This is a genomic window from Streptomyces sp. NPDC127100, from assembly GCF_042724095.1.
GTDB lineage: Bacteria > Actinomycetota > Actinomycetes > Streptomycetales > Streptomycetaceae > Streptomyces.
In genome coordinates, this window is record NZ_JBHXFL010000039.1 from 1 (window position 1) to 23,942 (window position 23,942).

General features: G+C 71.4%; 25 protein-coding genes. 11 read left to right on the top strand and 14 right to left on the bottom strand.

Translation table 11 applies throughout. The features are described 5' to 3' along the window. Positions 1–81: 81 nt before the first annotated feature. Positions 82–867, bottom strand: coding sequence for a glucosamine-6-phosphate deaminase (gene nagB, locus ACFWJB_RS27645; protein ID WP_385459567.1), 786 nt, complete (start codon positions 865–867; stop codon positions 82–84). 576 nt (positions 868–1,443) lie between these two features. Between nagB and ACFWJB_RS27650 the strand changes: the two genes are divergently transcribed. Continuing rightward, the gene (locus ACFWJB_RS27650; protein ID WP_385459565.1) at positions 1,444–2,919 is read left to right on the top strand and encodes a sensor histidine kinase; all 1,476 of its coding nucleotides are present in this window, start codon (positions 1,444–1,446) and stop codon (positions 2,917–2,919) included. A gap of 204 nt (positions 2,920–3,123) precedes the next feature. Here ACFWJB_RS27650 and ACFWJB_RS27655 read toward each other — a convergent pair whose 3' ends face one another. Next, positions 3,124–3,381, bottom strand: a complete 258-nt coding sequence (locus ACFWJB_RS27655) for a WhiB family transcriptional regulator (RefSeq protein WP_003973730.1) — start codon at positions 3,379–3,381, stop codon at positions 3,124–3,126. 319 nt (positions 3,382–3,700) lie between these two features. Beyond that, entirely contained in the window at positions 3,701–4,669 is a 969-nt protein-coding gene (locus tag ACFWJB_RS27660; RefSeq protein WP_385459563.1) for a diacylglycerol/lipid kinase family protein, read from the bottom strand. 114 nt (positions 4,670–4,783) lie between these two features. Between ACFWJB_RS27660 and ACFWJB_RS27665 the strand changes: the two genes are divergently transcribed. Further along, positions 4,784–5,236, top strand: a complete 453-nt coding sequence (locus ACFWJB_RS27665) for a hypothetical protein (RefSeq protein WP_386925523.1) — start codon at positions 4,784–4,786, stop codon at positions 5,234–5,236. Between the two features lie 51 nt (positions 5,237–5,287). Here the strand turns inward: ACFWJB_RS27665 and ACFWJB_RS27670 are convergent, their stop codons facing one another. The 3 genes from ACFWJB_RS27670 to ACFWJB_RS27680 all read right to left on the bottom strand — a co-directional run bounded on the left by ACFWJB_RS27670 (position 5,288) and on the right by ACFWJB_RS27680 (position 7,325). After that, entirely contained in the window at positions 5,288–6,394 is a 1,107-nt protein-coding gene (locus ACFWJB_RS27670) for an RNA polymerase sigma factor SigF (protein WP_385459561.1), read from the bottom strand. After that, entirely contained in the window at positions 6,391–6,804 is a 414-nt protein-coding gene (locus tag ACFWJB_RS27675; protein WP_003973726.1) for an anti-sigma regulatory factor, read from the bottom strand. Before ACFWJB_RS27675 ends, ACFWJB_RS27670 begins: the two co-directional genes overlap by 4 nt. Positions 6,805–7,064: 260 nt before the next feature. Continuing rightward, complete coding sequence (locus tag ACFWJB_RS27680; RefSeq protein ID WP_385459559.1) at positions 7,065–7,325, bottom strand: UBP-type zinc finger domain-containing protein; 261 nt, start codon at positions 7,323–7,325, stop codon at positions 7,065–7,067. Positions 7,326–7,386: 61 nt separating this feature from the next. Here ACFWJB_RS27680 and ACFWJB_RS27685 point away from each other — a divergent pair, with 61 nt between their 5' ends. Then, positions 7,387–8,982, top strand: coding sequence for a Na+/H+ antiporter (locus ACFWJB_RS27685; RefSeq protein ID WP_385459557.1), 1,596 nt, complete (start codon positions 7,387–7,389; stop codon positions 8,980–8,982). A gap of 35 nt (positions 8,983–9,017) precedes the next feature. On the opposite strand, the gene ACFWJB_RS27690 is transcribed toward ACFWJB_RS27685, so the two are convergent. Further along, the gene (locus tag ACFWJB_RS27690) at positions 9,018–9,926 is read right to left on the bottom strand and encodes a 1-aminocyclopropane-1-carboxylate deaminase/D-cysteine desulfhydrase (RefSeq protein WP_386925526.1); all 909 of its coding nucleotides are present in this window, start codon (positions 9,924–9,926) and stop codon (positions 9,018–9,020) included. Positions 9,927–9,965: 39 nt separating this feature from the next. Beyond that, positions 9,966–10,556 carry an N-acetylmuramoyl-L-alanine amidase gene (locus tag ACFWJB_RS27695; RefSeq protein ID WP_386925528.1) on the bottom strand — a complete coding sequence of 197 codons (591 nt, stop codon included), beginning with the start codon at positions 10,554–10,556 and terminating at the stop codon, positions 9,966–9,968. Positions 10,557–10,871: 315 nt separating this feature from the next. On the opposite strand from ACFWJB_RS27695, the gene ACFWJB_RS27700 reads away from it, so the two are divergent. The 3 genes from ACFWJB_RS27700 to ACFWJB_RS27710 all read left to right on the top strand — a co-directional run bounded on the left by ACFWJB_RS27700 (position 10,872) and on the right by ACFWJB_RS27710 (position 14,361). Then, positions 10,872–12,278, top strand: coding sequence for a family 2B encapsulin nanocompartment shell protein (locus ACFWJB_RS27700; protein ID WP_386925530.1), 1,407 nt, complete (start codon positions 10,872–10,874; stop codon positions 12,276–12,278). Positions 12,279–12,365: 87 nt separating this feature from the next. Next, entirely contained in the window at positions 12,366–13,508 is a 1,143-nt protein-coding gene (locus tag ACFWJB_RS27705) for a family 2 encapsulin nanocompartment cargo protein polyprenyl transferase (RefSeq protein ID WP_386925532.1), read from the top strand. A gap of 238 nt (positions 13,509–13,746) precedes the next feature. Beyond that, positions 13,747–14,361, top strand: coding sequence for a GNAT family N-acetyltransferase (locus tag ACFWJB_RS27710; RefSeq protein WP_386925534.1), 615 nt, complete (start codon positions 13,747–13,749; stop codon positions 14,359–14,361). Here ACFWJB_RS27710 and ACFWJB_RS27715 read toward each other — a convergent pair. Continuing rightward, entirely contained in the window at positions 14,358–14,948 is a 591-nt protein-coding gene (locus ACFWJB_RS27715; RefSeq protein ID WP_385459545.1) for a TetR/AcrR family transcriptional regulator, read from the bottom strand. The genes ACFWJB_RS27710 and ACFWJB_RS27715 overlap by 4 nt on opposite strands. 127 nt (positions 14,949–15,075) lie before the next feature. On the opposite strand from ACFWJB_RS27715, the gene ACFWJB_RS27720 reads away from it, so the two are divergent. Next, positions 15,076–15,660: a dihydrofolate reductase family protein gene (locus ACFWJB_RS27720; RefSeq protein ID WP_386925536.1), complete on the top strand. Its 585-nt coding sequence runs from the start codon at positions 15,076–15,078 to the stop codon at positions 15,658–15,660. A 127-nt stretch (positions 15,661–15,787) separates the two neighbouring features. On the opposite strand, the gene sodN is transcribed toward ACFWJB_RS27720, so the two are convergent. Further along, the gene (gene sodN, locus ACFWJB_RS27725; protein ID WP_385459541.1) at positions 15,788–16,183 is read right to left on the bottom strand and encodes a superoxide dismutase, Ni; all 396 of its coding nucleotides are present in this window, start codon (positions 16,181–16,183) and stop codon (positions 15,788–15,790) included. Between the two features lie 144 nt (positions 16,184–16,327). Here sodN and sodX point away from each other — a divergent pair, with 144 nt between their 5' ends. Further along, positions 16,328–16,762 carry a nickel-type superoxide dismutase maturation protease gene (gene sodX / locus ACFWJB_RS27730; protein WP_385459539.1) on the top strand — a complete coding sequence of 145 codons (435 nt, stop codon included), beginning with the start codon at positions 16,328–16,330 and terminating at the stop codon, positions 16,760–16,762. On the opposite strand, the gene ACFWJB_RS27735 is transcribed toward sodX, so the two are convergent. Beyond that, positions 16,666–17,295: a CGNR zinc finger domain-containing protein gene (locus ACFWJB_RS27735; protein WP_385459537.1), complete on the bottom strand. Its 630-nt coding sequence runs from the start codon at positions 17,293–17,295 to the stop codon at positions 16,666–16,668. The two genes, sodX and ACFWJB_RS27735, sit on opposite strands and share 97 nt — an antisense overlap. Positions 17,296–17,394: 99 nt before the next feature. Between ACFWJB_RS27735 and ACFWJB_RS27740 the strand changes: the two genes are divergently transcribed. Beyond that, entirely contained in the window at positions 17,395–18,165 is a 771-nt protein-coding gene (locus ACFWJB_RS27740) for a class I SAM-dependent methyltransferase (RefSeq protein WP_385459535.1), read from the top strand. 59 nt (positions 18,166–18,224) lie between these two features. Here the strand turns inward: ACFWJB_RS27740 and ACFWJB_RS27745 are convergent, their stop codons facing one another. Genes ACFWJB_RS27745 through ACFWJB_RS27755 form a run of 3 tightly spaced genes read right to left on the bottom strand, consistent with a single transcriptional unit; the run spans position 18,225 to position 20,936 of the window. Then, positions 18,225–18,998 carry an amino acid ABC transporter ATP-binding protein gene (locus ACFWJB_RS27745; protein ID WP_385459533.1) on the bottom strand — a complete coding sequence of 258 codons (774 nt, stop codon included), beginning with the start codon at positions 18,996–18,998 and terminating at the stop codon, positions 18,225–18,227. Beyond that, positions 18,995–19,933: an amino acid ABC transporter permease gene (locus tag ACFWJB_RS27750; RefSeq protein WP_385459531.1), complete on the bottom strand. Its 939-nt coding sequence runs from the start codon at positions 19,931–19,933 to the stop codon at positions 18,995–18,997. Before ACFWJB_RS27750 ends, ACFWJB_RS27745 begins: the two co-directional genes overlap by 4 nt. Before the next feature lie 37 nt (positions 19,934–19,970). Beyond that, positions 19,971–20,936 carry an ABC transporter substrate-binding protein gene (locus ACFWJB_RS27755; protein ID WP_385459529.1) on the bottom strand — a complete coding sequence of 322 codons (966 nt, stop codon included), beginning with the start codon at positions 20,934–20,936 and terminating at the stop codon, positions 19,971–19,973. A gap of 621 nt (positions 20,937–21,557) precedes the next feature. On the opposite strand from ACFWJB_RS27755, the gene ACFWJB_RS27760 reads away from it, so the two are divergent. Then, a complete protein-coding gene (locus ACFWJB_RS27760) occupies positions 21,558–22,787 on the top strand; it encodes an NADP-dependent malic enzyme (protein ID WP_385459527.1) in 1,230 nt (409 codons plus the stop codon). 132 nt (positions 22,788–22,919) lie between these two features. After that, positions 22,920–23,885 carry a zinc-binding dehydrogenase gene (locus ACFWJB_RS27765; RefSeq protein ID WP_385459525.1) on the top strand — a complete coding sequence of 322 codons (966 nt, stop codon included), beginning with the start codon at positions 22,920–22,922 and terminating at the stop codon, positions 23,883–23,885. Positions 23,886–23,942: the final 57 nt, after the last annotated feature.

A 23,942-nucleotide genomic window follows, 5' to 3' on the forward strand; every position in this document is an offset into this window, starting at 1 on the left:
ACGTAGGCGCCGCACTCCCGGTCGGGGAGTGCGGCGCCTACGTCGTGACGGGCCCGCCGGAGGGGTGTGCGGACCTGCCGGTCAGATGCCCTGCCAGTCGGGCTTGTGGGCGTAGGTGTGCCGGAAGTAGCCGGCGAGCTTCAGCTTGCCCGCGGCGGCCTCGTCGACGACGACCGTGGCGTGCGGGTGCAGTTGCAGCGCCGACGCCGGGCACACGGCCGCGACGGGGCCCTCCACGCTGGCGGCGACGGCGTCGGCCTTGCCCTCGCCGGTGGCCAGCAGCACCAGGTGCCGGGCCTCCAGGATGGTGCCGATGCCCTGCGTGATCACGTGGTGCGGCACCTGCTCGATGTCGCCGTCGAAGAACCGCGCGTTGTCGACGCGGGTCTGCTCGGTGAGCGTCTTGATCCGGGTGCGCGAGGCGAGCGAGGAGCACGGCTCGTTGAACCCGATGTGCCCGTCGGTCCCGATCCCCAGCAGCTGGAGGTCCACGCCGCCGGCCTCGCCGAGCGCGCGGTCGTAGGCCTCGCAGGCAGCCTGCACGTCCGCGGCCGTGCCGTCCGGGCCCATGAACGCGTCCATGGTGATCCCGAGCGGTTCGAGCACCTCGCGCCGCAGCACCGACCGGTACGACTCCGGGTGCTCCGCCGGCAGCCCCACGTACTCGTCGAGCTGGGCGATCCGGGCCCGCGCGGTGTCGACGGAGCCCGAACGCACCCGGGCCGCCAGCGCCTCGTAGACGGGCAGCGGCGTCGAGCCGGTGGCGACCCCGAGCAGGGCGTCGGGCTTGCGCCGGAGCAGCTGCGCCATGGCCTCGGCAATGAGCTCGCCGCCCGCCTTGGCGTCGGGAACGATGACAACTTCCACGCTTGCCTGCCGTTTCGAAGAGAAGGACTCACCGGGGCCCGGGACTGGGCATGTGGTTTAGACCAATCTAACAGAGGAGCGCCCTCGTGGGGGCGCCGAAACGGCGTCCGGTCGGGTATGCGCGCAGCCGCGCGCGCGGGAAATTGTCCCGGCGGTCCGGCCCCGCTCGTGGGCCAACGGGGTTAGGCTTCAGGCGACCGCCCGGACGCCCGGGCGACCGCGGAACACGACAACTGCAAAGACCGTCCACCGCATGGACACGGCTAGTGGTCTAGTCCACAATGGACACCGACGCACCGGCCGCGAGACGCGCGCCGGACGGACATCGGACTTCCGCCTTCCCCGCACAGGAGGGCGGACCGAGGAACCGGAGCTCTCTGCCCTGACTGCCCCGGCTCCTCATCCTTCGGCCGACCGGGACCGCACACCCCACGGCCGATGTTGCTCCGGGCTGCGGTGCCGGGAGGGTTGAGGGTCCCTCCCAGGCGCCGCGGCCCGCGGGTGTCTCCGGGCCCCGGCGCCGCGGAACATGGCCGATTCCGATCGCTGTCCGAACCGCCAGGTACGCTCGGCCACGTGCCCTCCATGAACGAACTCGTACGCCAGCACACCGCCCTCGACGACTCCGACCTCGAGTGGCTCCACCTGCTGGTCTCGGAGTGGCAGCTCCTCTCCGACCTCTCCTTCGCCGACCTGGTCCTGTGGGTCCCGACCCGCGACGGCACCCGGTACGTGTCCGTCGCCCAGATGCGGCCCAACACCGGACCGACCTCCTACCAGGACGACATGGTCGGCCACCTCGTCCCGCGCGGCCGGCGGCCCATGCTGGACATCGCCCTGGACGAGGGCCGGATCGTGCGCGAGGGCGACCCGGAGTGGCGCGAGGAGGTCCCGGTCCGGGTCGAGTCCATCCCCGTACGGCGCCAGGAGCGCGTCCTCGGCGTCATCGCCCGCAACACCAACCTCCTCACCGTGCGCACGCCGAGCCGCCTGGAGCTCACCTATCTGCAGAGCGCCTCGGACCTCGCGCAGATGATCGCCGCCGGCGCCTTCCCGTTCGAGAACCAGCAGGTCGACATGGACGCCTCGCCCCGCGTCGGGGACGGCCTGATCCGCGTCGACGGGGACGGCATCGTCCACTACGCCTCGCCGAACGCCCTGTCGGCCTACCACCGGATGGGCCTCGCCGCCGACCTGGTCGGCCACCACCTGGGCCGGACCACGGCCGAACTCGCCCCGTCCCGCGGTCCGGTGGACGAAGCGCTCGCCAAGGTGGCCAGCGGCTGGGCGCCCCGCGAGTTCGAGATCGAGGCGCACGACGGGGTGATCCAGTTCCGCGCCATTCCGCTCAAGCCCAAGGGCACGCGCATCGGTGCGCTGGTGCTGCTGCGCGACGTCACGGAACTGCGCCGCCGTGAGCGGGAACTGATCACCAAGGACGCCACCATCCGGGAGATCCACCACCGGGTGAAGAACAACCTCCAGACGGTGGCGGCCCTGCTCCGGCTCCAGGCCCGGCGCATCGAGTCCGAGCGCGGCCGCGAAGCGCTCGAGGAGGCGGTACGCCGGGTCGGATCGATCGCGATCGTGCATGAGACGCTGTCTCAGAACCTGGACGAGCGCGTGGAGTTCGACGAGATCGCCGACCGCGTGCTGGCCATGGTCGCCGAGATCTCGCCCGGCAAGGTGACCGGCCGGCGGACGGGCCGCTTCGGCATCCTGGACGCCGAGGTGGCCACCCCGCTGTCGATGGTGCTGACCGAGGTGCTGCAGAACGCGCTGGAGCACGGCTTCCGCGAGGGCGACACCGGCACGGTCGAGGTCACCGCGGTCCGCGGGGGCACGACCAAGGAAGCGCGGCTGCTGGTCACCGTCCAGGACGACGGCGTCGGCCTGCCCGAGGACTTCGACCCGCACCGTTCCGGCAATCTCGGGCTGCAGATCGTCCGCACCCTGGTCGAGGGTGAGCTGGGTGGTGCCTTCGACATGGTCCCGGCCCCCGGGCGCGGCACCCGGGTCCTCCTCGACATCCCGGTGCCGGCGGAGAAGTAGGGCAGCGGGGGCCGGCCGGGGCGACGCGGGCGGCGGGGGAAGCGGGGCCGGGGACAGCAAAAAGCCCCGGACCGGTGAAGGTCCGAGGCCAGTGCTCATGCGATGCGGGGGAGCATCGGGGTACTGCGCGCTGCGGCTCGGGGGCGGGAGTTGCGTACGCGCTGTACGCGCCGCCAAGCTCAGGCTGTCAGCAGGGGTGACTGATCAGGCGGAGGCCTGACGAGCCCGGTTGCGGGCGGCACGGCGCTTCATTGCGCGGCGCTCGTCCTCGCTGAGACCACCCCAGACGCCGGAGTCCTGACCGGACTCGAGCGCCCACTGCAGGCACTGCTCCATGACAGGGCAGCGACGGCAGACGGCCTTGGCTTCCTCGATCTGCAGCAGCGCGGGACCGGTGTTGCCGATGGGGAAGAAGAGCTCGGGGTCTTCCTCGCGGCAAACGGCGCGGTGACGCCAGTCCATGGCTGCTACCTCTCCTTGGTATGACTGTGCAGGGTGCTTGTGAATGTGAACGCTTTCACGAATCCCTCAACAAGGGAAGGGCCTACCGCCGGGTTCCCGGTGTGGTCCTTGGGTTTGAAGAGGGATTCCGGTGATCTGTGGAGGCCGATGTTGCGGGCCGTCCCGATCGCCAAGAAGAGACTCGCAAACCTCGGCGGTGGATACAACCCCTTCCGGAAAGTTTTTTTTGATTCTTCGGTGTCGACTAGGTCACAGCCGTACTTCTATGGGGTGGACCCTGGCCTAAACGTTCGAGTGAAAGGACTTTTGCCGGTTCTGCTCACACAATCACACGCAGTGCACGGCGTACGCCTGTGAACGTCACGCTCGTCCGCAGCCCCAGGTGGTCACCGTCCATCTGGAGGGGCAGGGGCACCTTCGAATGCAAGGTGAAGTCACTCAGGTCGTGCAGGGAGACCGCGTGCCTGCCACGGGGGCCGCGCTCGGGGGACGAAGTGAGCAACTGGGTGCCATACCGGGCAACGGCGGCCGTCGACAGCCGGCTGAGTCCGAACACGTCCAGACCGGTGTCGAACGAGGCCTCGGGCGACGCGTAGATCGGGCGGTTGCCGAGGAACGTCCACGGGCAGGTGTTCGAGACTATGGACAGCACCAGATCGGTGACCGGGTCCTCGCCGGCGCGCTCCAGCGTGATGGTGCCGCTGCGGCGGTGCGGCTCCCCGATGAGCTGGCGCACCACCTGGCGGACGTAGAGGGCGTGGGTGGACTTCTTGCCCTGCTCGCGGTGCTGCTCGACCCGTCCGACCACGCCGGCGTCGAAGCCCAGCCCGGCGTTGAAGGTGAACCAGCGGGCCGGCACGGACTCGTCCTCCGAGCCCGGCGTGCCGGAGGCCAGGCCCAGGCCGACGGTCCGCTCCCTGCCCTCGCGAAGCGCGTCGAGCAGGGCGCCGGTGGCCTCCACCGCGTGGTTGGGCAGGCCGAGCGCGCGGGCGAAGACGTTGGTGGACCCGCCGGGGACGACCGCGAGACCGGGCAGGTGCTCCGGGGCGGGGCCCGCGTGCAGCAGGCCGTTGACGACCTCGTTCACCGTGCCGTCGCCGCCGAGGGCCACCACGAGCTCTATCTCGTCGCTCAGCGCGGCCTGCCGGCCGAGGTCGCGCGCGTGACCCCGGTACTCGGTGGTGACCGCCTCCAGCTTCATCTCGCTCGCGAGCGCGTGGATCAGCACGTCGCGCGTGCGCGCGCTCGTGGTGGTTGCCGCCGGATTGACCACGAGAAGTGCACGCATGGTGTGCAGGGTACCTACTGGGCGGTACCCCGGCCCAGACCGAGGTGGGATCGGGCGGGGGCCGGCGCGGGACCGGCCCGCGGCCACCGGCGTCCCGCGGGCTACCCTTCTGGGGTGAGCAGTGAGCAGAACCCCACCCCCGAAGCCGAAGCCGCCGAAGAGACGGGCCCTCGTCCCGGCCGGCTGACCGCCGCGGCCGCGCTCGCCGCACTGGAGGGGCTGGCGCTGGTCGCCGGCGGCGTCTGGATGCTCGTGGAGGGGCTCACCGGTCACCCCGACGACCGCACCTCGGCCGTCACCGGCGGGGTCACCCTCGTCGTCCTCGCGCTGCTGCCGCTGCTCGCCGCCCGCGGGCTGCTCGGCCGGCGCGGCTGGAGCCGTGGGCCCGCCGTCATCACGCAGATCATGGCGCTGCCGGTGGCCTACAACCTGCTCCAGGCCGACAGCGTGGCCATCCCGGCGGGGATCGTGCTGGCCGTCGTGTCCGTCGCGGCGCTGGTCCTGCTCCTGAACCCGACGACCACCCGGGCCCTCGGCATCCGGGGACCCGGCCGCGCCGAGAAGTAGCCGGGCGGTCGCGGCCGCCCGGCGGGACGCGGACGCGACCGGCGTCGGCGGCTACTCCTCGACCAGCAGCTTCTCCCGCAGCTGCGCGAGCGTCCGCGCCAGCAGCCGCGACACGTGCATCTGGGAGATCCCGACCTCCTGGGCGATCTGCGACTGGGTCATGTTGCCGAAGAAGCGCAGCAGCAGGATCCGCTTCTCCCGCGGCGGCAGGTCCTCCAGCAGGGGCTTGAGCGACTCCCGGTACTCGACGCCCTCCAGCGCCTCGTCCTCGGCCCCGAGGGTGTCCGCGACCGCCGGCGACTCGTCGTCGGTGTCCGGGACGTCCAGGGACAGCGTGGAGTACGCGTTGGCGGACTCCAGGCCCTCCAGGACCTCCTCCTCCGAGATCGACAGCTTCTCGGCGAGCTCGTGGACCGTGGGGGAGCGGCCGTGCAGCTGCGAGAGCTCCGCCGTGGCCGTCGTCAGGGCCAGCCGCAGCTCCTGGAGCCGGCGCGGGACGCGCACCGCCCAGCCCTTGTCCCGGAAGTGCCGCTTGATCTCGCCGACGACCGTCGGCGTCGCGTACGTGGAGAACTCCACCCCGCGGTCCGGGTCGAAGCGGTCGACGGACTTGATCAGGCCGATGGTGGCGACCTGCGTGAGGTCGTCCAGGGGCTCGCCGCGGTTGCGGAAGCGGCGGGCGAGGTGCTCGACGAGCGGCAGGTGCATGCGGACCAGCCGGTTGCGCAGTTCCGCGTACTCGGGGGTGTCCTTCGTCAGCGTGCGCAGCTCGAGGAACAGGGCGCGCGCCCCGCTGCGGTCCTGCGGGTCGTGCCGCGTGCCCTGCGTGCCGCGCGCGCCCGGTGCCCGGTCCTCGGAGTGTCGCTCGTGCTCGCTCATCGTCCCGCCCGTAACCCTTTCCCGAGCCCTCGCCTCCGCTCGGCCGGGCCGGGCGGGCGTGCCCCCGGGCCGCCCGCCCGCGGGCGCGCCCGGCACGGCACCGCCCCCGCTCCCGGCCCCCGCGGGGGCGTCGTCCTCCGGGTGCGGGCGGGCCTGCTCGGGGATGCCGTCGATGCCGTCCGCCATGTGTGGGGCCCCGTTCTCAGCACGTGCGGCGTCGGCCGACAGCTTCCGTGTGCCGCGTTCTTCGTCCCGCACCGGCCCGTCCCCGTCCCTCACGTCGGCCCGGGTCCCGCGCCGCGCTGTTTGTAGAGGCTGATCGAAACGGTTTTGTCCTCGTCCACGGCGGAGGAGACCTTGCCCGCGAGAGCGGACAGGACGGTCCAGGCGAAGGTGTCCCGCGAGGGGGCGTGACCGTCCGTGGTCGGCGCCGAGACAGTGACTTCGAGCGAGTCGTCGACGAGGCGGAAGACGCAACTGAGCACCGAGCCGGGCACGGCCTGCTGCAGCAGGATCGCGCAGGCCTCGTCGACTGCGATGCGCAGGTCCTCGATCTCGTCGAGGGTGAAGTCCAAGCGGGCTGCGAGGCCGGCCGTCGCCGTACGCAGCACCGACAGGTAGGCACCCGCGGCCGGCAGCCGGACTTCCACGAAGTCCTGGGTCGCGGGCTCGCCTGCGATCTGGGACACCCTCACCTCCAAGGTGGTACAAGCGTTACAGGGCCGAGGGTCGCCCCTCGGGGTAACGCGACACGTGGTTCAGCGGTGACGTTATCGCGCGGCGAACTTTCCTGTCCCCGAGACCCCGACCCCTTGCTGTCACTCATAGTAAACACCTGAACACGCACAGTGGCTAGGGGTTCGGCGGGCCCAAATCGGGAGAGCGCGCGCCGGGTTGACGTACCCAGGCTCCGGACGGTCGAACCGTCCCCGGGTGCGGTCGTGCCGGGTTACACGAGCACGTGGTCGACGAAGCACCATCGCCAGGTCTCTCCCGGCTCGAAGGTCCGCATCACGGGGTGGCCGGTCTCCTTGTGGTGCGCCGTCGCGTGCTGCCTCGGCGAGGAGTCGCAGCAGCCGACGTGCCCGCAGGTGAGACACAGCCGCAGCTGCACCGGATCCGTGCCTTCGGCCAGACATTCCGGACAGGTGGCGCCCAGCGGCCTCGGCTCCGGGTGCGGCAGCCCGTCGGCGTGCGTGCACTGTTTCATGATTGCCAGGTTACGACGGGCGTGCGGGTGGCCGCGCGGAGAAAAAGGGTGGGCGAGAACCATGGACGTGATGCCGCTGCTGTTGCTGGTGGCGGGCAGCGCCGCGATCGCCGCGGCGGGTCGGCGCATCCCGGTGCCGGTGCCGCTGCTACTGGTCGCGGCCGGTCTGGCGGTCAGTTACGTGCCCGGGGTGCCCGACTACACCCTGGACCCGCACATCGTCCTGCCCCTGCTGCTCCCGCCGCTGCTGTACACGGCGGCCACCGACAGCTCCTACCTCGACCTGCGGGCCCAGCTGCGGCCGGTGGCGCTGCTGTCCGTGGGCTACGTACTCTTCGCGACGTTCGTAGTCGGCTGCGCCGCCTACCTGATCGTGCCGGGGCTGCCGCTGACCGCCGCGCTCGTGTTCGGCGCGGTCGTGGCCCCGCCGGACGCCGTCGCGGCCACGGCGGTCGCCCGCCGGGTGGGACTGCCGTCCCGCATCACCACCATCCTCCAGGGCGAGTCCCTGGTGAACGACGCCACCGCGATCACCGCCTACAAGGTGGCTCTCGCGGCGGCGGTCGGCGAGGGCGCCACCTGGGCCGGCGGGATCGGCGAGTTCCTGATCGCCGCCTTCGGCGGTGTCGGCGTCGGCCTGGTGCTCATGGTGCCCATCCACTGGCTGCGCACGCACGTGAAGGAGGCGCTGCTGCAGAACACGCTCTCCCTGCTGATCCCGTTCGTCGCGTACGCGGCCGCCGAGCAGGTGCACGCCTCCGGAGTGCTGGCGGTGGTGGTCGTCGCGCTCTACCTCGGCCACCGCGCGTGGGAGGTCGACTTCGCCACCCGGCTCCAGGAGGAGGCGGTGTGGAAGATGGTCGCCTTCGTCCTGGAGTCCGCCGTGTTCGCCCTGATCGGCCTGCAGCTGCCGGTGGTCCTGAAGGGCCTCGGCGCGTACGAGGGTGCCGACGCCGCCTGGTACGCGATCGCCCTCTTCCTGGTCGTCGCCGCCGCCCGCTTCGTGTGGGTGTACCCGGCGACCTACCTGCCGCGGATGCTGTCGGCACGCGTCCGCGCGCGCGAGGAGGACCCCGGCTGGAAACAGCCGTTCGTGATCGGCTGGGCCGGGATGCGGGGCGTGGTCTCGCTGGCCATCGCCTTCTCCATCCCGCTCACCGTGCACGGCGGCGCACCCTTCCCCGAGCGCAATCTCGTCCTCTTCCTGACCTTCACCACGGTCATCGGCACACTGGTCGTGCAGGGCGTGACCCTGCCGCCCCTGATCCGGCTGCTGAAGTTCCCGTCCCGGGACGTGCAGGCCGAGACGCTCGCCGAGGCCAACGCCCAGGCGCAGGCCTCCCGGGTCGCCGAACAGCGCCTCGACGACCTGCTCGCCGACGAGCGCAACGCCCTGCCGGCGCCGCTCGCCGAGCGCCTGCGCACGGTCCTGGAGCGCCGCCGCAACGCCGTCTGGGAACGCCTCGGGCAGGCCAACCCCGTCACCGGCGAGACCGTCGACGACACCTACCGGCGGTTGTCCCGGGAGGTGATCAGCTCGGAGCGCGAGGTGTTCGTCCGGCTGCGGGACGGCCGGTACATCGACGACGAGATGCTGCGGACGCTGCTGCGCCGCCTGGACCTGGAGGAGGCGGCGGCGTACCGGGAGGCCGCGTAGGGGCAGCCTCCGGGCCCTCGGGGCCTCCGGGGGCATCAGGGGAAGGGGCGGCCGGTGACGACCGCCGCGAGGGTCGTCCCCCGCGGGAAGGCGCCCTCCTCGGTCAGCGCGAGCAGGCCGTACAGCATCTTGGCGACGTAGACGCGCTCCACGGGCAGCCCGTGGCGCCGTTCGAAGTCCGCGGCGAACGAGTCGAGCTCGGGCGTGACGCGGGCGTAGCCGCCGCAGTGGAAGCGGTCGTCGAGGCTCCAGGTGCCGCGGGGGCCGCCGAAGGCCCGCTGCTGGAGTTCCCGTACCTCGTCGGCCAGGAACCCGCCCTTGAGTACGGGTATCCCGAGGGCCCGCCGGCCCCGGGGGAGGCCGGCCGCCAGCCCGGCGAGCGTGCCTCCGGTGCCGCAGGCGAGCGCGACGACGTCGGCGTGCCCGGCCAGCTCCTCGCCGAGCGCCCGGCAGCCGCGGACGGCCGCGGCGTTGCTGCCGCCCTCGGGGACGACGACCGCGTCCTCGGCGCCCGCGGCCCGCAGCAGGGCCGCCAGGGTCCCGGGTTCGCCTTTGCGGCGGTACGTCGAGCGGTCGGTGAAGTGCAGCCGCATGCCGTCGGCCGCGCACCGGGCCAGGGAGGGGTTCAGGGGCCGGCCGGCCAGCTCCTGGCCGCGCACGACGCCGACCGTGGACAGCCCGAGCAGCCGGCCCGCCGCGGCCGTGGCACGCAGGTGGTTGGAGTACGCGCCTCCGAAGGTGACGACGGTACGGCCGTGCGCCGTGGCCAGATTCGGTGCGAGTTTGCGCCACTTGTTGCCGACCAGGTCCGGGTGGATCAGGTCGTCGCGCTTCAGCAGCAGCCGCACCCCGCGCCGCTCGAACCGCTCGTCCGCGGCCTCCTGCAACGGCGACGGCAGCCGGGGACGCAGGGCGGCGAGGTCGGGCGGGTCGGTGCTGGTCACCCCGCCATTGTCACGCCGCCCGGCGCGCGGTGTGAGCGGTCACCGGAGCCGGTCCCGGATGCGCCCCCGCATCGACGCCATGGTGAACCCCCTCGGGTCCACCTTGCCGGGCTGCCACTCGAGGTGACCGATGACGGAACGTTCCGTCCACCCGTGGTGGCGGCAGACCGCGGCGGCAACCCGCTCGACGGCCTCCAGCTGCGCCGCCGGCCAGGGGTCCTCGCCGTCGCCCAGGTTCTCGCACTCGAAGCCGTAGAAGTGCCGGTTGCCGTCGGTGTTCGCCTCGTTGTCCCGGGGCAGCGCCCTCTCCGCGATCACCGCGCGCAGGACGTCGTCGTCGCCGAGCCCGGCGTGGTTGGCGCGGCCGTAGCCGACGAGGTGGACCCTGCCGTCCTTGGTGACGACACCGTGGCACAGCGGCCCCGGCAGTCCTTCGTAGCCCTTGCGGCAGATGTCGACGGTCCGCGCGCTGCCCCTGGTGACCGTGTGGTGGATCATCACGCCGTGCACGGGGCCCCACGGGCCCTTGTGGTTGCGGTTGTGGTGCCGCCAGTCGCCGACCTCGACGACGGTGACGCCCTCCGCCTTCAGGGCCTTGAGGAAACCGCCCGCGGACATGGGTGAGGCCATGGCCGACTCCTTCGCTGCGCGACGACCGCCGGGCGCGACCGCCTCGTAAGGGGCTTGTACCGAAACGAAGCCGTCCGTATGACTTGTTCGGGCCGTGTGCGAGCCGATCCGGACAGACCCCGCCGGGAGTACGGCCGGGCCGTCGGCGAGGAGCCGGCCGCGGCCGGCGGTGCGAGCCCCTCTTCATGCCCCGGGCGCCGGAGATCCATTCCCGCTCTTTCGGGTAATAGCACCGGCACGCTCCGTGAGGAAGGCTGGTCCACGCACATCGATGCCGGGCGCAGGCGTCCGGCATGACCGGGAGGGCAATTCCTTATGTCGGTAGGCGAAGAGGTCCGCACCGAGCAGACCAGGCCGCAGCAGAGCCTCGGCACGGCGGCCGCGCGGAACCTGGCCACCACGACCAAGTCCGTACCCCAGATGCAGGAGATCAGCTCGCGCTGGCTGCTGCGCACGCTTCCCTGGGTGGACATCCAGGGCGGCACGTACCGGGTGAACCGGCGCATGACCTTCGCCGTCGGCGACGGCCGGGTGACGTTCGTGAAGACGGGCGACCGCGTCGAGGTCATCCCCGCGGAGCTGGGCGAGCTGCCGGCCCTGCGCTCGTACGAGGACGACGAGGTCCTGTCGGAACTCGCCCAGCGCTGCGAGCAGCGGGAGTTCGGCCCGGGCGAGGTGATCGCGTCCTTCGGCGGCCAGGCCGACGAGGTGTACCTGCTGGCGCACGGCAAGGTCGAGAAGATCGGCACCGGCCCCTACGGCGACGACGCGGTGCTCGGCGTCCTCGCCGACGGCGCCTACTTCGGCGACCACGCACTGCTCGACGGCGACGCCATCTGGGAGTACACCGCCCGCACGGTCACCGCCTGCACGGTGCTGGTGCTGCCCCGCCAGGAGGTGGAGCGGGTCGCGGAGCGCGCGGACTCCCTGCGCGAGCACCTCCGGCAGCGGCGCTCGATCCCCGAGCAGCGCACCAACAAGCACGGGGAGAAGGCCATCGACCTCGCCGCCGGCCACAGCGGCGAGCCGGACATCCCGCACACCTTCGTGGACTACGAGGCGCGGCCCCGCGAGTACGAACTGAGCGTCGCCCAGACCGTGCTGCGCATCCACTCGCGCGTGGCCGACCTCTACAACCAGCCGATGAACCAGACGGAGCAGCAGATCCGGCTCACGGTCGAGGCGCTGAAGGAGCGCCAGGAGCACGAGCTCATCAACAACCGGGAGTTCGGCCTGCTGCACAACTGCGAGTACGACCAGCGGATCCAGCCGCACGACGGCGTGCCCGGTCCGGACGACCTGGACGAGCTGCTCAGCCGCCGGCGCGGCACCAAGCTGCTCCTCGCCCACCCGCGGGCGATCGCCGCCATCGGACGTGAGCTCAACAAGCGCGGGCTGGTCCCCGAGACGATCGACATCGCCGGCAACCGCATTCCCACCTGGCGCGGTGTGCCGATCTACCCTTGCAACAAGATCCCGGTCACCGAGGCCCGCACGTCCTCGATCATCGCGATGCGTACCGGCGAGGCGGACCAGGGCGTCATCGGCCTGCGGGCCACGGGCATCCCGGACGAGATCGAGCCAAGTCTGTCGGTGCGGTTCATGGGCATCAACGAGCAGGCCATCATCAAGTACCTGGTCACGGCCTACTACTCGGCCGCGGTCCTCGTGCCCGACGCGCTCGGCGTCCTGGAGAACGTCGAGATCGGCCGCTGGCGGTGACGCCTGTCTCCCGCACGCCGTGTGCCCCGCCCGTCCGGGCGGGTGCACCCCGGGGCACGGAGGCGGACGCATGGGGGAGGTGAGCCGATGACGGAGGCCGGGCACGGCGCCGCCGAGGCGCCCCGCCCCACCGGCACCCTGGAGAGACACGGGACCGTCGGCGTGCAGCGCGACCGGGAGCCCGGGGCGGTCCCCGTGTCCGACGGGCACGAGGCGGCGGAGCTCCTGCGCAGCTCCCGGGCCTCGGTCGATCCCGAGCTGCGGTCAGCCGTCGCACTGCTGCCCGCCGCGATGCGCCGCGTCGCGCTCTACCACTTCGGCTGGCAGCACGCGGACGGCACGCCCGCCTCCGGGAACGCGGGCAAGGCGATCCGTCCCGCCCTCGTCCTGGCCTCGGCCGCCGCGCTCGGCGGGCCCGGGGCCCGGGCGGCGGCGGTGCGCGCGGCGGCGGCGGTGGAGCTGGTCCACAACTTCACACTGCTGCACGACGACGTGATGGACCGGGACGCCACCCGCCGTCACCGGCCGACCGCCTGGGCCGTGTTCGGCGACGCCGACGCGATCCTCGCGGGCGACGCCCTCCAGGCGCTGGCCGTGCGGCTGCTCGCGACGGACCCGCATCCGGCGTCCGCCGCGGCGGCCGCCCGGCTGGCGGACTGCGTCATGGAGCTGTGCGAGGGGCAGCAGGTGGACACCGCGATGGAACGGCGGGCCCCGGACGAGGTCACCCTCGGGGAGACGCTCGTGATGGCCGAGGCCAAGACCGGCGCACTGCTGGGCTGCGCCTGCGCGGTCGGCGCGCTGTACGCCGGCGCGGCCGACGAGGACGTCCGGGCGCTGGACGCCTTCGGCCGCGAGGCCGGACTGGCCTTCCAGCTCATCGACGACGTGATCGGCATATGGGGCGACCCGGGTCACACCGGGAAACCGGCCGGCGCGGACCTGGCCGCCCGGAAGAAGTCGCTGCCGGTGGTCGCCGCGCTCGCGGCGGGCACCCCGGAGGCCGCCGCGCTCGCCGAGCTGTACGCGGCACCGTACGCGGGAGACGAGGAGGAGCTGGAGCGCACGGCACTCGCCGTGGAGCGGGCGGGCGGCCGGGACTGGGCGCAGGCCCAGGCGGCCGACCGGATGGCGCGGGCGATGCAGGAGCTCGCCCGCGCGGTGCCCGAGCCGGAGGCGGCGGGCGGTCTGCTCGCACTGGCCGAGTTCGTGACCCGGCGCAGCACCTGACGGCCACGGCCGCGCACGACCCCGGAGCCCGTAGAGGGCCGTTCGGCGCCCGGCCGCCGTACGACCGCACCGCCGAAGGGTTCCGGTCCGGCGGGTCCCGCACGCCCCACGGTGTGCGGGACCCGCCACCACGGGCGGGCGTGCCGGACGGAAGGCCGCTCCCGCCCCGCCGGAGCCTGCGGCTAGGCTCAACCGCCCTACGGAAGAGTGATGTTGAGGCGGAGAGGGCGGTCGGGGCATGGGTGTGGCGATCCGGACGGCGGGGGAGGGCGACCGGGAGCGGGTGGTGCGGTTGCTGGACGAGGCGTTCCAGGACGACCCGGTGAGCGGCTGGGTCTTCCCCGGCGAGGAGTACCGCCGCCGGACCCATCACCGGCTCATGGCCGCCTTCACCGACGCCGTGCTCGCGGACGGGTGGATCGACATCACCGAGGACGGCGCGGCGTGCGCGCTGTGGCTGTCCGTGCCCGAGAGCGGGCACGACGGCGAGGACGCCGGGGCCGGCGACGGACCCGCCCAGGTGCGCGAGGCGGTCGACCCGGACAACGAGCGCGTCGAGCGGATAGCCAGGCTGACGGAGGACATCCACCCCTCCGGCCGGGCCCACGCGTACCTGTGGATGGTCGGCGTGGCGCCGGGACGGCAGGGCGAGGGCCTGGGCACCGCGCTGATCGAGTCGGTCCTCGACCGCTGCGACCGCGAGCGGCTGCCGGCCTATCTGGAGGCGAGCAGCGCCCGCAGCCGGGGCCTGTACGAGCGCCTCGGCTTCGAGTTCACCGGCCGCGCCCTGGACCTGCCGGACGGTCCCCGGATGTGGCCCATGTGGCGCGAGCCGCGGCAGGGGGCCCGTTAGGCCTCCGGCACCACCGTCGCCACGATCCGCTCCACCAGGCCGTCCGGGACGTCCGTCGCGGGCAGTACGCCCGTCAGGACGTCCGGCAGGGTCAGGTGCTCCAGGATCAGCCCGAGCATCGCGAGGTAGAGCACGACGACGGTCTCGTCCCCGCCGGGCAGGCCCGCCGCGCGGTGGAACTCCATGCCCTCCTCCAGGTCGCCCCGCACCGACCGGGTGTACGAGGCGAGCAGGCCGGGGCGCCGGGTGGCCTCCAGCCGCATCTCCAGCAGGGCCAGATAGCCGGTGCGGTCACGGGTCGCCCGGTCCGTCAGGTCGCGCATGAAGGCGGTGACCAGGGAGCGGTCCTTCGGCCTCGTCAGCAGGTCCGCCACCACCTCGGGATCGGGCGCGAGCCGCTGGTGCAGCCGGGTGTCGATCTGGCGCAGCAGGTCGTCCCGGCCGGTGAAGTAGTTGGACGCGGTACCCACGGGCACGCCCGCCTCGGTGTCCACCGCGCGGAACGTCAGTCCGCGTGCGCCCTCGCGGGCGAGCACCTCGACACCCGCGTCGACCAGGGCGGCACGCCGCTCCGGGTTGCTGGCCATGCGGAACCCTCTCTCCCACTTGGTTTCTTCGTCCGTGCGTCGCGGTAATCCCTTGCAACCACTACATACGAAGTACTATAACTGAAGTGGTTGTTGGTCCACGCTACTTCCCACGGAAAGAGACCACTTGCGCAAGCTCACGTACTTCATCGCCTGCTCGATCGACGGCTTCATCGGCGGCCCGGACGGCGACGCGTCGTTCATGCTCCCGTACGTGGACGAGGAGTTCCTCGCGTTCCTCGCGGCGGAGTATCCGGAGACGATGGCGACGCACGGCCGTCGGGCCCTCGGTCTCGACGACCTGCCGAACAAGCGGTTCGACACGGTCGTCCAGGGGCGGGCCAGCTACGACCTGGCCCTGAAGGAGGGCATCACCAGCCCCTACGCCCATCTGCGCGAGTACGTCGCCTCGCGCACGCTCGGCCCGTCGCCCGACCCGAACGTCGAGGTCATCTCGGCGGACCTGGTCGGCAGGGTCCGTGCGCTGAAGGCGGAGGACAGCCCCCTGGGCATCTACCTGTGCGGTGGTTCCGCCGTCGCCGGTGAGCTGATCGACGAGGTCGACGAGCTGGTCATCAAGACGTACCCGGTGGTGCTGGGCACGGGCATGCCGATGTTCGGCTCCGGCTTCGAGGTCTCCGCGTTCGTGCCGGACTCGGTGCGGACGTTCGGCAACGGCGTCGTGGTGCGGACCTACGACCGCAAGCGCTGAGCCGCCGCCCGGCGGGACGGCGCCACACGTCGAAGGGGCCCGGCCGCATGGGCGGCCGGGCCCCTTCGGGCTGTCCGCAGGCCCGCGATGGTGCACCGATCGCGGCGTGCGGAGCGACTGACCGGGGTCAGGCCTTCTTGGTCTCCCAGAAGATCTTGTCGATCTGGGCGATGTAGTCCAGCGCCTTCTGGCCGGTGGCCGGGTCGGTCGACGCCTTGGCGGCCGACAGGGCCTTCAGGGTGTCGTTGACCAGCTGGTGCAGCTCCGGGTACTTCTCGAAGTGCGGGGGCTTGAAGTAGTCGCTCCACAGCACGGAGACGTGGTGCTTCGCGAGCTCGGCACGCTGCTCCTTGATGACCGTGGCACGCGTCTGGTAGTGCGGGTCGTCGTTGCCGGCCATCTTCTCCTGGACGGCCTTCACCGACTCCGCCTCGATGCGGGCCTGGGCCGGGTCGTACACGCCGCAGGGCAGGTCGCAGTGGGCGCTGACCGTGACCTTGGGGGCAAACAGGCGGGAAAGCATGGAGCGTTCCTTCCTCGTGATCGTCTTCTCAGGGGGGACATTACTCCCTGGGAAGCCCGATTTCGCGAGTGCCCCCGTGGGCTTAGGACAAAAGTCCGGGGTGAGACTGAGACTGGTGGAGGAAAGACGGGGAGGTGCCGGGTGATGCCGGAGCTGTCGCAGGAGACCGAGCGGGCGAGAGGGCCGCTGCCGTTCGGACCGGCCGAGGTGACCGGGCCGTCGATGGTGCCCACGCTGCACCACGGGGACGTGCTCCTCGTGCACTGGGGGGCCAGGGTCCGGCCCGGTGACGTGGTCGTGCTGCGGCATCCCTTCCAGCAGGACCTGCTGGTCGTCAAGCGGGCGGCGGAGCGGCGCGGGGCGGGCTGGTGGGTGCTCGGGGACAACGCCTTCGCCGGTGGCGACAGCACCGACTACGGGACGGTCCCCGAGGACCTCGTGCTGGGCAGGGTGCGGTTCCGCTACCGGCCACGGCGGCCCGGTCAGCGCTCGCCGCTCGCCGTGGTCCGCTGGGCCGTCTCGGCGCTCAGGCCGGTGCTGTCCGACCGGTCCGCCTCCAGGCGCTTGCGGGCGCGGTAGGCCGCCACGTTGGCGCGGGTGGCGCAGCGGTCGGAGCAGTAGCGCCGGGAGCGGTTGGTGGAGGTGTCCAGGTAGGCGTTGCGGCAGGGGGCCGCCTCGCACAGGCCCAGGCGGTCCACGCCGTACTCCGTGAGGTGGAAGGCGAGGCCCATCGCGGCGATGGCGGCGAATCCGGCGGTGGCGTTGGACGGGTGGTCCGCCAGGTGCATGTGCCACAGGGGGCTGCCGTCGTCGTCGCGCTGGTCGTGGCCGGAGATCTGCGGGCTCACCGGGAACTCCAGGAGCAGGGAGTTGAGGAGGTCGACGGCGAGCGTCTCGTCCCCCTCGTCGGCGGCCTCGAAGACCGCACGCAGCCGTCCGCGCACCGAGCGGAACCGGGTCACGTCCGAGTCCGTGGCCCGCCGGGCCGCCGACTGGTTGGCACCGAAGAGCTCCCGGACGGCCTCGACCGAGGTCAGGGAGTCCTGCCCGCGCGCCGGCTCCTCGGTGTTGACGAGGCGTACGGCGTAATCCGAGTAATAGGCCAGTTCCACTTGTAGTCCTTACGAAGGGGCTCTATGGTCGTGCCTGCGGCCAGGTAACAGCTGACTGTGCCTACAGGGTATTACGTAGTGACGTGACGGAGGGGCTCGATGACGGACGCGCGGACCACCACGACCGGTACCGACTGGAACGCCTGGCAGGAGAGCTGGGACCGGCAGCAGGAGTGGTACATGCCGGACCGCGAGGAACGCTTCCGGATCATGCTCGACATGGTCGAGGCCCTGACCGGCCCGGCACCGCGCGTGCTCGACCTCGCCTGCGGCACGGGCACCATCACCGCGCGGCTGCTCGCCCGCTTCCCGGACGCCGTCAGCACCGGGGTGGACCTCGACCCCGCGCTCCTCGCCATCGCCGAGGGCACCTTCGCGGGCGACGACCGGGTCTCCTTCGTCGCCGCCGACCTCAAGGACCCCCACTGGCCGGCGAAGCTGCCGTACGACTCCTACGACGCCGTCCTGACCGCGACGGCCCTGCACTGGCTCCACGCCGAACCCCTCGCCGCCCTCTACGGCCGGGTCGCGGAGCTGGTCCGCGACGGTGGTGTCTTCATGAACGCGGACCACATGATCGACGACACCACGCCCCGAATCAACGCCGCCGAGCGCGCGCAGCGGCACGCGCGCATGGAGGACGCCCGGCGGGACGGCGCCCTCGACTGGGCCGAATGGTGGCGGCTCGCCGCCGCGGACCCCGTCCTCGCGGAGCCCACGGCCCGGCGCTTCGAGATCTACGGCGAGCACGCCGACGGCGACATGCCCTCGGCGGCCTGGCACGCGCGCGTGCTGCGCGAGAAGGGCTTCGGCGAGGTGCGGCCGGTGTGGTGCTCCCCGTCGGACACGCTGCTGCTCGCGCTGAAGTAGGACCACGCGCCGAGGGGCGGTACGGAGATCCGTACCGCCCCTCGGCGTGCGCGTGTGCTTCAGAGGACCTTGGACAGGAACGACTTGGTGCGCTCGTGCTGCGGGTCGGTCAGCACGTCGCGCGGGTTGCCCGACTCGACCACCACGCCGCCGTCCATGAAGACCAGGCTGTCGCCCACCTCGCGGGCGAAGCCCATCTCGTGGGTGACCACGACCATCGTCATGCCGGACTCGGCCAGGTCGCGCATGACGTCGAGGACGTCACCGACCAGCTCCGGGTCCAGGGCCGAGGTCGGCTCGTCGAACAGCATCAGCTTCGGGTCCATCGCCAGGGCCCGCGCGATCGCGACCCGCTGCTGCTGGCCGCCGGAGAGCTGCGAGGGGTAGTTGCCCGCCTTGTCGCCCAGGCCCACGCGGTCCAGGAGCTGCATCGCGCGCTCCCTGGCCTGCGCCCGGCTGACGCCCTTGACCTGGACCGGTGCCTCCATGACGTTCTCGACCGCCGTCATGTGCGGGAACAGGTTGAAGCGCTGGAAGACCATGCCGATGTCCCGGCGCTTGAGGGCGACCTCGCTGTCCTTCAGCTCGTAGAGCTTGTCGCCCTTCTGGCGGTAGCCGACCAGGTCCCCGTCGACGTAGAGGCGGCCGGCGTTGATCTTCTCCAGGTGGTTGATGCACCGCAGGAAGGTCGACTTGCCGGAGCCGGAGGGGCCGATGAGGCAGAACACCTCGCCGGACCTCACCTCCAGGTCGATGCCCTTGAGGACCTCCACGGGACCGAAGGACTTGTGGACGCCCTCGGCCTTGACCATGGCGTGGGAGGACTGGTTCATGCCGCGACTCCCTTCGGACGGCGCGTGGGCAGCACCGCGGCCCGGAAGCGCTGCAGCGGCGTCGGCGGCAGGGACCGGCTCGAACCGCGGGCGTAGTACCGCTCGACGTAGTACTGGCCGACGCTCAGGATCGAGGTCATGATCAGGTACCAGGCGGCGGCCAGGAAGTACATCTCGACCGTCGAGCCCGCGTTCTGGCCGATGTCCTGGGCCTGCTTGAAGAGGTCGTAGAACTGCACCGCCGAGACGAGTGAGGTCGTCTTCAGCATGTTGATGACCTCGTTGCCCGTCGGCGGCACGATGACCCGCATCGCCTGCGGGATCACGATCCGGCGGAGCGTCTTCGTGTGGCTCATGCCCAGGGCGTGCGACGCCTCGGTCTGGCCCTCGTCGACCGAGAGCAGGCCGGCGCGGCAGATCTCGGCCATGTAGGCGGCCTCGTTCAGGCCCAGGCCGAGCAGCGCCGTCAGCAGCGGCGTCATGAAGGACGACCAGTAGTCCTTGTAGATCGGACCCAGGTTGATGTACTCGAAGACCAGGCCCAGGTTGAACCAGACGAAGAGCTGGACCAGGACCGGGGTGCCGCGGAAGAACCAGATGTAGAACCAGGCGATCGACGAGGTCACCGGGTTCTTCGACAGCCTCATCACGGCGAGCAGGACGCCGCCGGCGATGCCGATCACCATCGAGAGCACCGTGAGGACCAGGGTGTTCCAGACGCCGTCGAGGATGCGGTCGTCGAAGAAGTAGTCGGGGATCGCGCCCCAGTTGATCTTGCCTTGCGCGAAGGCGTAGACGACCGCGCCCAGGAGGGCGAGCGCGACGACCGCGGACACGTACCGTCCCGGGTGCCGGACCGGAATGGCCTTGACGGCCTCCGGCCCGGCGGGGGGCCTCGCGTCGGGACCGGTCGTCTTGTTGACGTCAACAGTCACGGATGGAGCCTTTCAGAGCCGCGTCGAACGGGACGGGTCAGGAGCCGCCGTTGATCTTGGCCTCGGTGACCGCGCCGTCCGCGACGCCCCACTTCTCGACGATCTTCTTGTAGTCGCCGCTGTCGATGACGGCCTGCACGGCCGCCTGGAGCGCGTCGCGCAGCTGGGTGTTGTCCTTGGCGACGGCGATGCCGTACGGGCCCGCCTCGACCTGGTCGCCGACGATCTCGAAGTACTTGCCGCCACCGGAGTTCTTCACCGAGTAGGCGGCGATCGGGAAGTCGGCGGAGACGACGTCCGCGCCCTTGGAGCGCATCCGGGTCTCGGCCTCCGGGTTGGTGCCGAAGTCCTCGATCTTGAGAGTCTTCTTGCCGGCCTTCTCGCACTTCTGCGCCTGCTCCTTGGCGAGGTCGTGCGAGAACGTGTTGCGCTGGACCGCCATGGTCTTCCCGCACAGGTCGTCCCAGGTCTTGATGCCCTGGCTGTCGCCCTTGTTGGTGTAGAGCGAGACGCCCGCGGTGAAGTAGTCGACGAAGTCGACGCCGGCGCCGACCTTCTTGCCGGTGTCGCCGTCGATGCCCTCCTGCCGGTCCTTGGTGTCGGTCATGGCCGACATGGCGATGTCGTAGCGCTTGGACGCGAGACCGCCGACGAGGGTGTCGAACGTGGCGTTCTGGAACTCGAACTTCACGCCGAGCTGCTTGCCCAGGGCGTCGGCGAGATCCGGGTCGATGCCGACCGTCTTGCCGGAGTCGTCCTTGAACTCGACCGGAGCGTAGGCGATGTCGGATCCGACCCGGATGACGCCCTTGTCACGTATCGCCTGCGGCAGCTTTTCGGCCAGCGGGGCGCCCGAGGCGGACTTGCCCTCGCCGCCTTCGTCGTTCTTCTTGGTCTGGTCGCCGCATCCGGTGAGCAGCAGGGCGCCTGCGACCGCGATCGCACCGACCGCTGCTAGCCGGGACTGCGCGGCGGTCGGACGACGGGTGAAGCTTGCGGTCATGGTGGTTCCTCCGGCGGATGGTGGAGTTGCCGATGGGACGGGACGCCGGACGGGGGACCGACCGGCGCCGTGGGACGACGAGGGCACATGCATTCGAGAGCCGCGACCTCGTGTGATTACGGCATCTTGCCATTCGGACTCGGCCATTCAGGGGAGCCGTCATGTCAAAATCGGATAACGGGTGACCACCCGAATCCCATCAGGTCGGTACATCACGACCGAACCTTTGCGGGAATCAACCCTTCCGGCCGGAAGATCTTCGGTATTTCTCGTTATACGGACATGGTTCGCTCGCGTGTTCCCCCGTCGAGGCGCTGTTCTCCGGGACTGTCAAGAGGTATCGGGAAGTTGACCGGATGCCTGGCTATGAGTCATGTCACCGGCATGTGGCCCACCGCGTCCGACATGTGAGCTTGCACTTATCGGACTCGCCGCGGGAGGCGTCCGTCGGGTAGGAAGGTTCTTTACACCCCTCATCAGGGGCTCAGGGCGCGTGTGCGGCGCGCCCGTCGCGCAGGGACCCGTGCGCATCAACGTGCCATGTCCCTGGGCGGTGCCCGCCCACCCCTCACCAGGAGTGGACAAACCCTCAAACCATGAACACTTAAGGGGTAAGACAAAGTGGCAGCGGAGATCGTCAATCCTCGCAGCGACAGCGACGTCAGTGCGGACCAGGAGGCCGGGGCGGAGCACCTCGACTCCTTCGACCCGGCGTTCGCGCTGCACCGCGGCGGCAAGATGGCCGTGCAGGCCACCGTGCCGATCCGCGACAAGGACGACCTGTCCCTGGCGTACACGCCCGGCGTCGCGAAAGTGTGCAGCGCGATCGCCGAGCAGCCCGACCTGGTGCACGACTACACGTGGAAGTCGTCGGTCGTGGCGGTCGTGACGGACGGTACGGCGGTTCTGGGACTCGGGGACATCGGCCCCGAGGCCTCCCTTCCGGTGATGGAAGGCAAGGCGATCCTCTTCAAGCAGTTCGGCGGTGTGGACGCGGTCCCGATCGCGCTGGACTGCACGGACGCCGACGAGATCGTCGAGACGGTGGTGCGCCTCGCGCCCTCGTTCGGCGGAGTCAACCTGGAGGACATCTCGGCGCCGCGGTGCTTCGAGATCGAGCGCAAGCTCCAGGAGCGGCTGGACATCCCGATCTTCCACGACGACCAGCACGGTACGGCGGTCGTGACGCTGGCGGCGCTCAGGAACGCGGCGCGGCTGAGCGGGCGGACGCTGGGTGAGCTGCGGGCGGTGATCTCGGGCGCGGGCGCGGCCGGCGTCGCCATCGCCAAGATGCTGGTCGAGGCCGGCATCGGCGACGTCGCGGTCGCCGACCGCAAGGGCGTCGTCTCGGCCGACCGGGACGACCTGACGCCGGTGAAGCAGGAGCTGGCCTCCTTCACCAACAAGGCCGGGCTCTCCGGCCCGCTGGAGGCGGCCCTCGCGGGCGCCGACGTCTTCATCGGCGTCTCCGGCGGCACGGTGCCGGAGGCGGCGGTGGCCTCGATGGCCGAGGGCGCGTTCGTCTTCGCCATGGCCAACCCGAACCCCGAGGTGCACCCCGAGGTCGCGCACAAGTACGCGGCGGTCGTGGCGACCGGACGGTCGGACTTCCCCAACCAGATCAACAACGTGCTGGCGTTCCCGGGCATCTTCGCGGGCGCGCTCCAGGTGCGGGCGTCGCGGATCACCGAGGGCATGAAGCTCGCTGCGGCCGAGGCGCTGGCATCCGTGGTGGGCGACGACCTCGCGGCGGACTACGTCATCCCGTCCCCGTTCGACGAACGCGTCGCGCCGGCCGTCACGGCGGCGGTGGCGGCGGCGGCCCGCGCGGAGGGTGTCGCGCGCCGGTGACGGTGTGACGCGTGTGCGGTGAACGGCCTCGTCCCGGGTGGGCGGGGCCGTTCGCTTTCCCGGTGGCAAGAGGGCGTGTCTCACAGGCGTTCGTGGTTCCGGATGACGGGGGCGGAACCTATCGTCAAGGTCATGTTCGCTGCCTACGCCGCCCGAATCGACCGCGACCAGCCGCTGAACGGTCTGGAGCTGGGGGAGCGTCCGGCCCCCGAGGCCCGTCCCGGCTGGAGTGTCGTCGATGTCCGTGCCGCCTCCCTCAACCATCACGACCTGTGGTCCCTGCGCGGTGTCGGCCTCCCGGAGGACCGGCTGCCGATGATCCTCGGCTGCGACGCCGCCGGTGTCGACGCCGACGGCAACGAAGTCGTCCTGCACTCCGTCATCGGCCAGACCGGCCACGGGGTCGGGGCGAAGGAGCCCCGCTCCATCCTCACCGAGCGCTACCCGGGGACGTTCGCCGAGCAGGTCGCCGTGCCGACCTGGAACATCCTGCCGAAGCCGAAGGAACTGTCCTTCGAGGAGGCCGCCTGTCTGCCGACCGCCTGGCTGACGGCCTACCGGATGCTGTTCACCAACGCCGGGGTGCGTCCCGGCGACTCGGTGCTGGTGCAGGGCGCGGGCGGCGGGGTCGCCACGGCCGCCATCGTGCTCGGCAGGGCCGCTGGGCTGCGGGTCTTCGCCACCAGCCGGGACGAGGCCAAGCGGAAGCGGGCCCTGGAGCTGGGCGCGGTGGAGGCCGTCGAGCCCGGCGCCCGGCTGCCGCAGCGGGTCGACGCCGTCATCGAGACCGTGGGTGCCGCGACCTGGTCCCACTCGGTGAAGTCGCTGCGGCCCGGGGGAACGCTCGTCATCTCCGGCGCCACCAGCGGCGACCGGCCCTCCCATGCCGAACTGACCCGGATCTTCTTCCTGGAGCTCAAGGTCGTCGGTTCCACCATGGGCACCAAGGACGAGCTGGAGGACCTCCTCTCCTTCTGCGCCGCGACCGGTGTGCGTCCCGTCATCGACGAGGTGCTTCCGCTGGACCGGGCCCGGGAGGGCTTCGAGCGGATGGCGTCCGGCGAGCTGTTCGGCAAGATCGTGCTCAGCGGGTCCTGACCCGTCCCCTTGCTCCTCCCGTTCCGTGCGGCGGGCCCGGTCCTCCGGGCCCGCCGT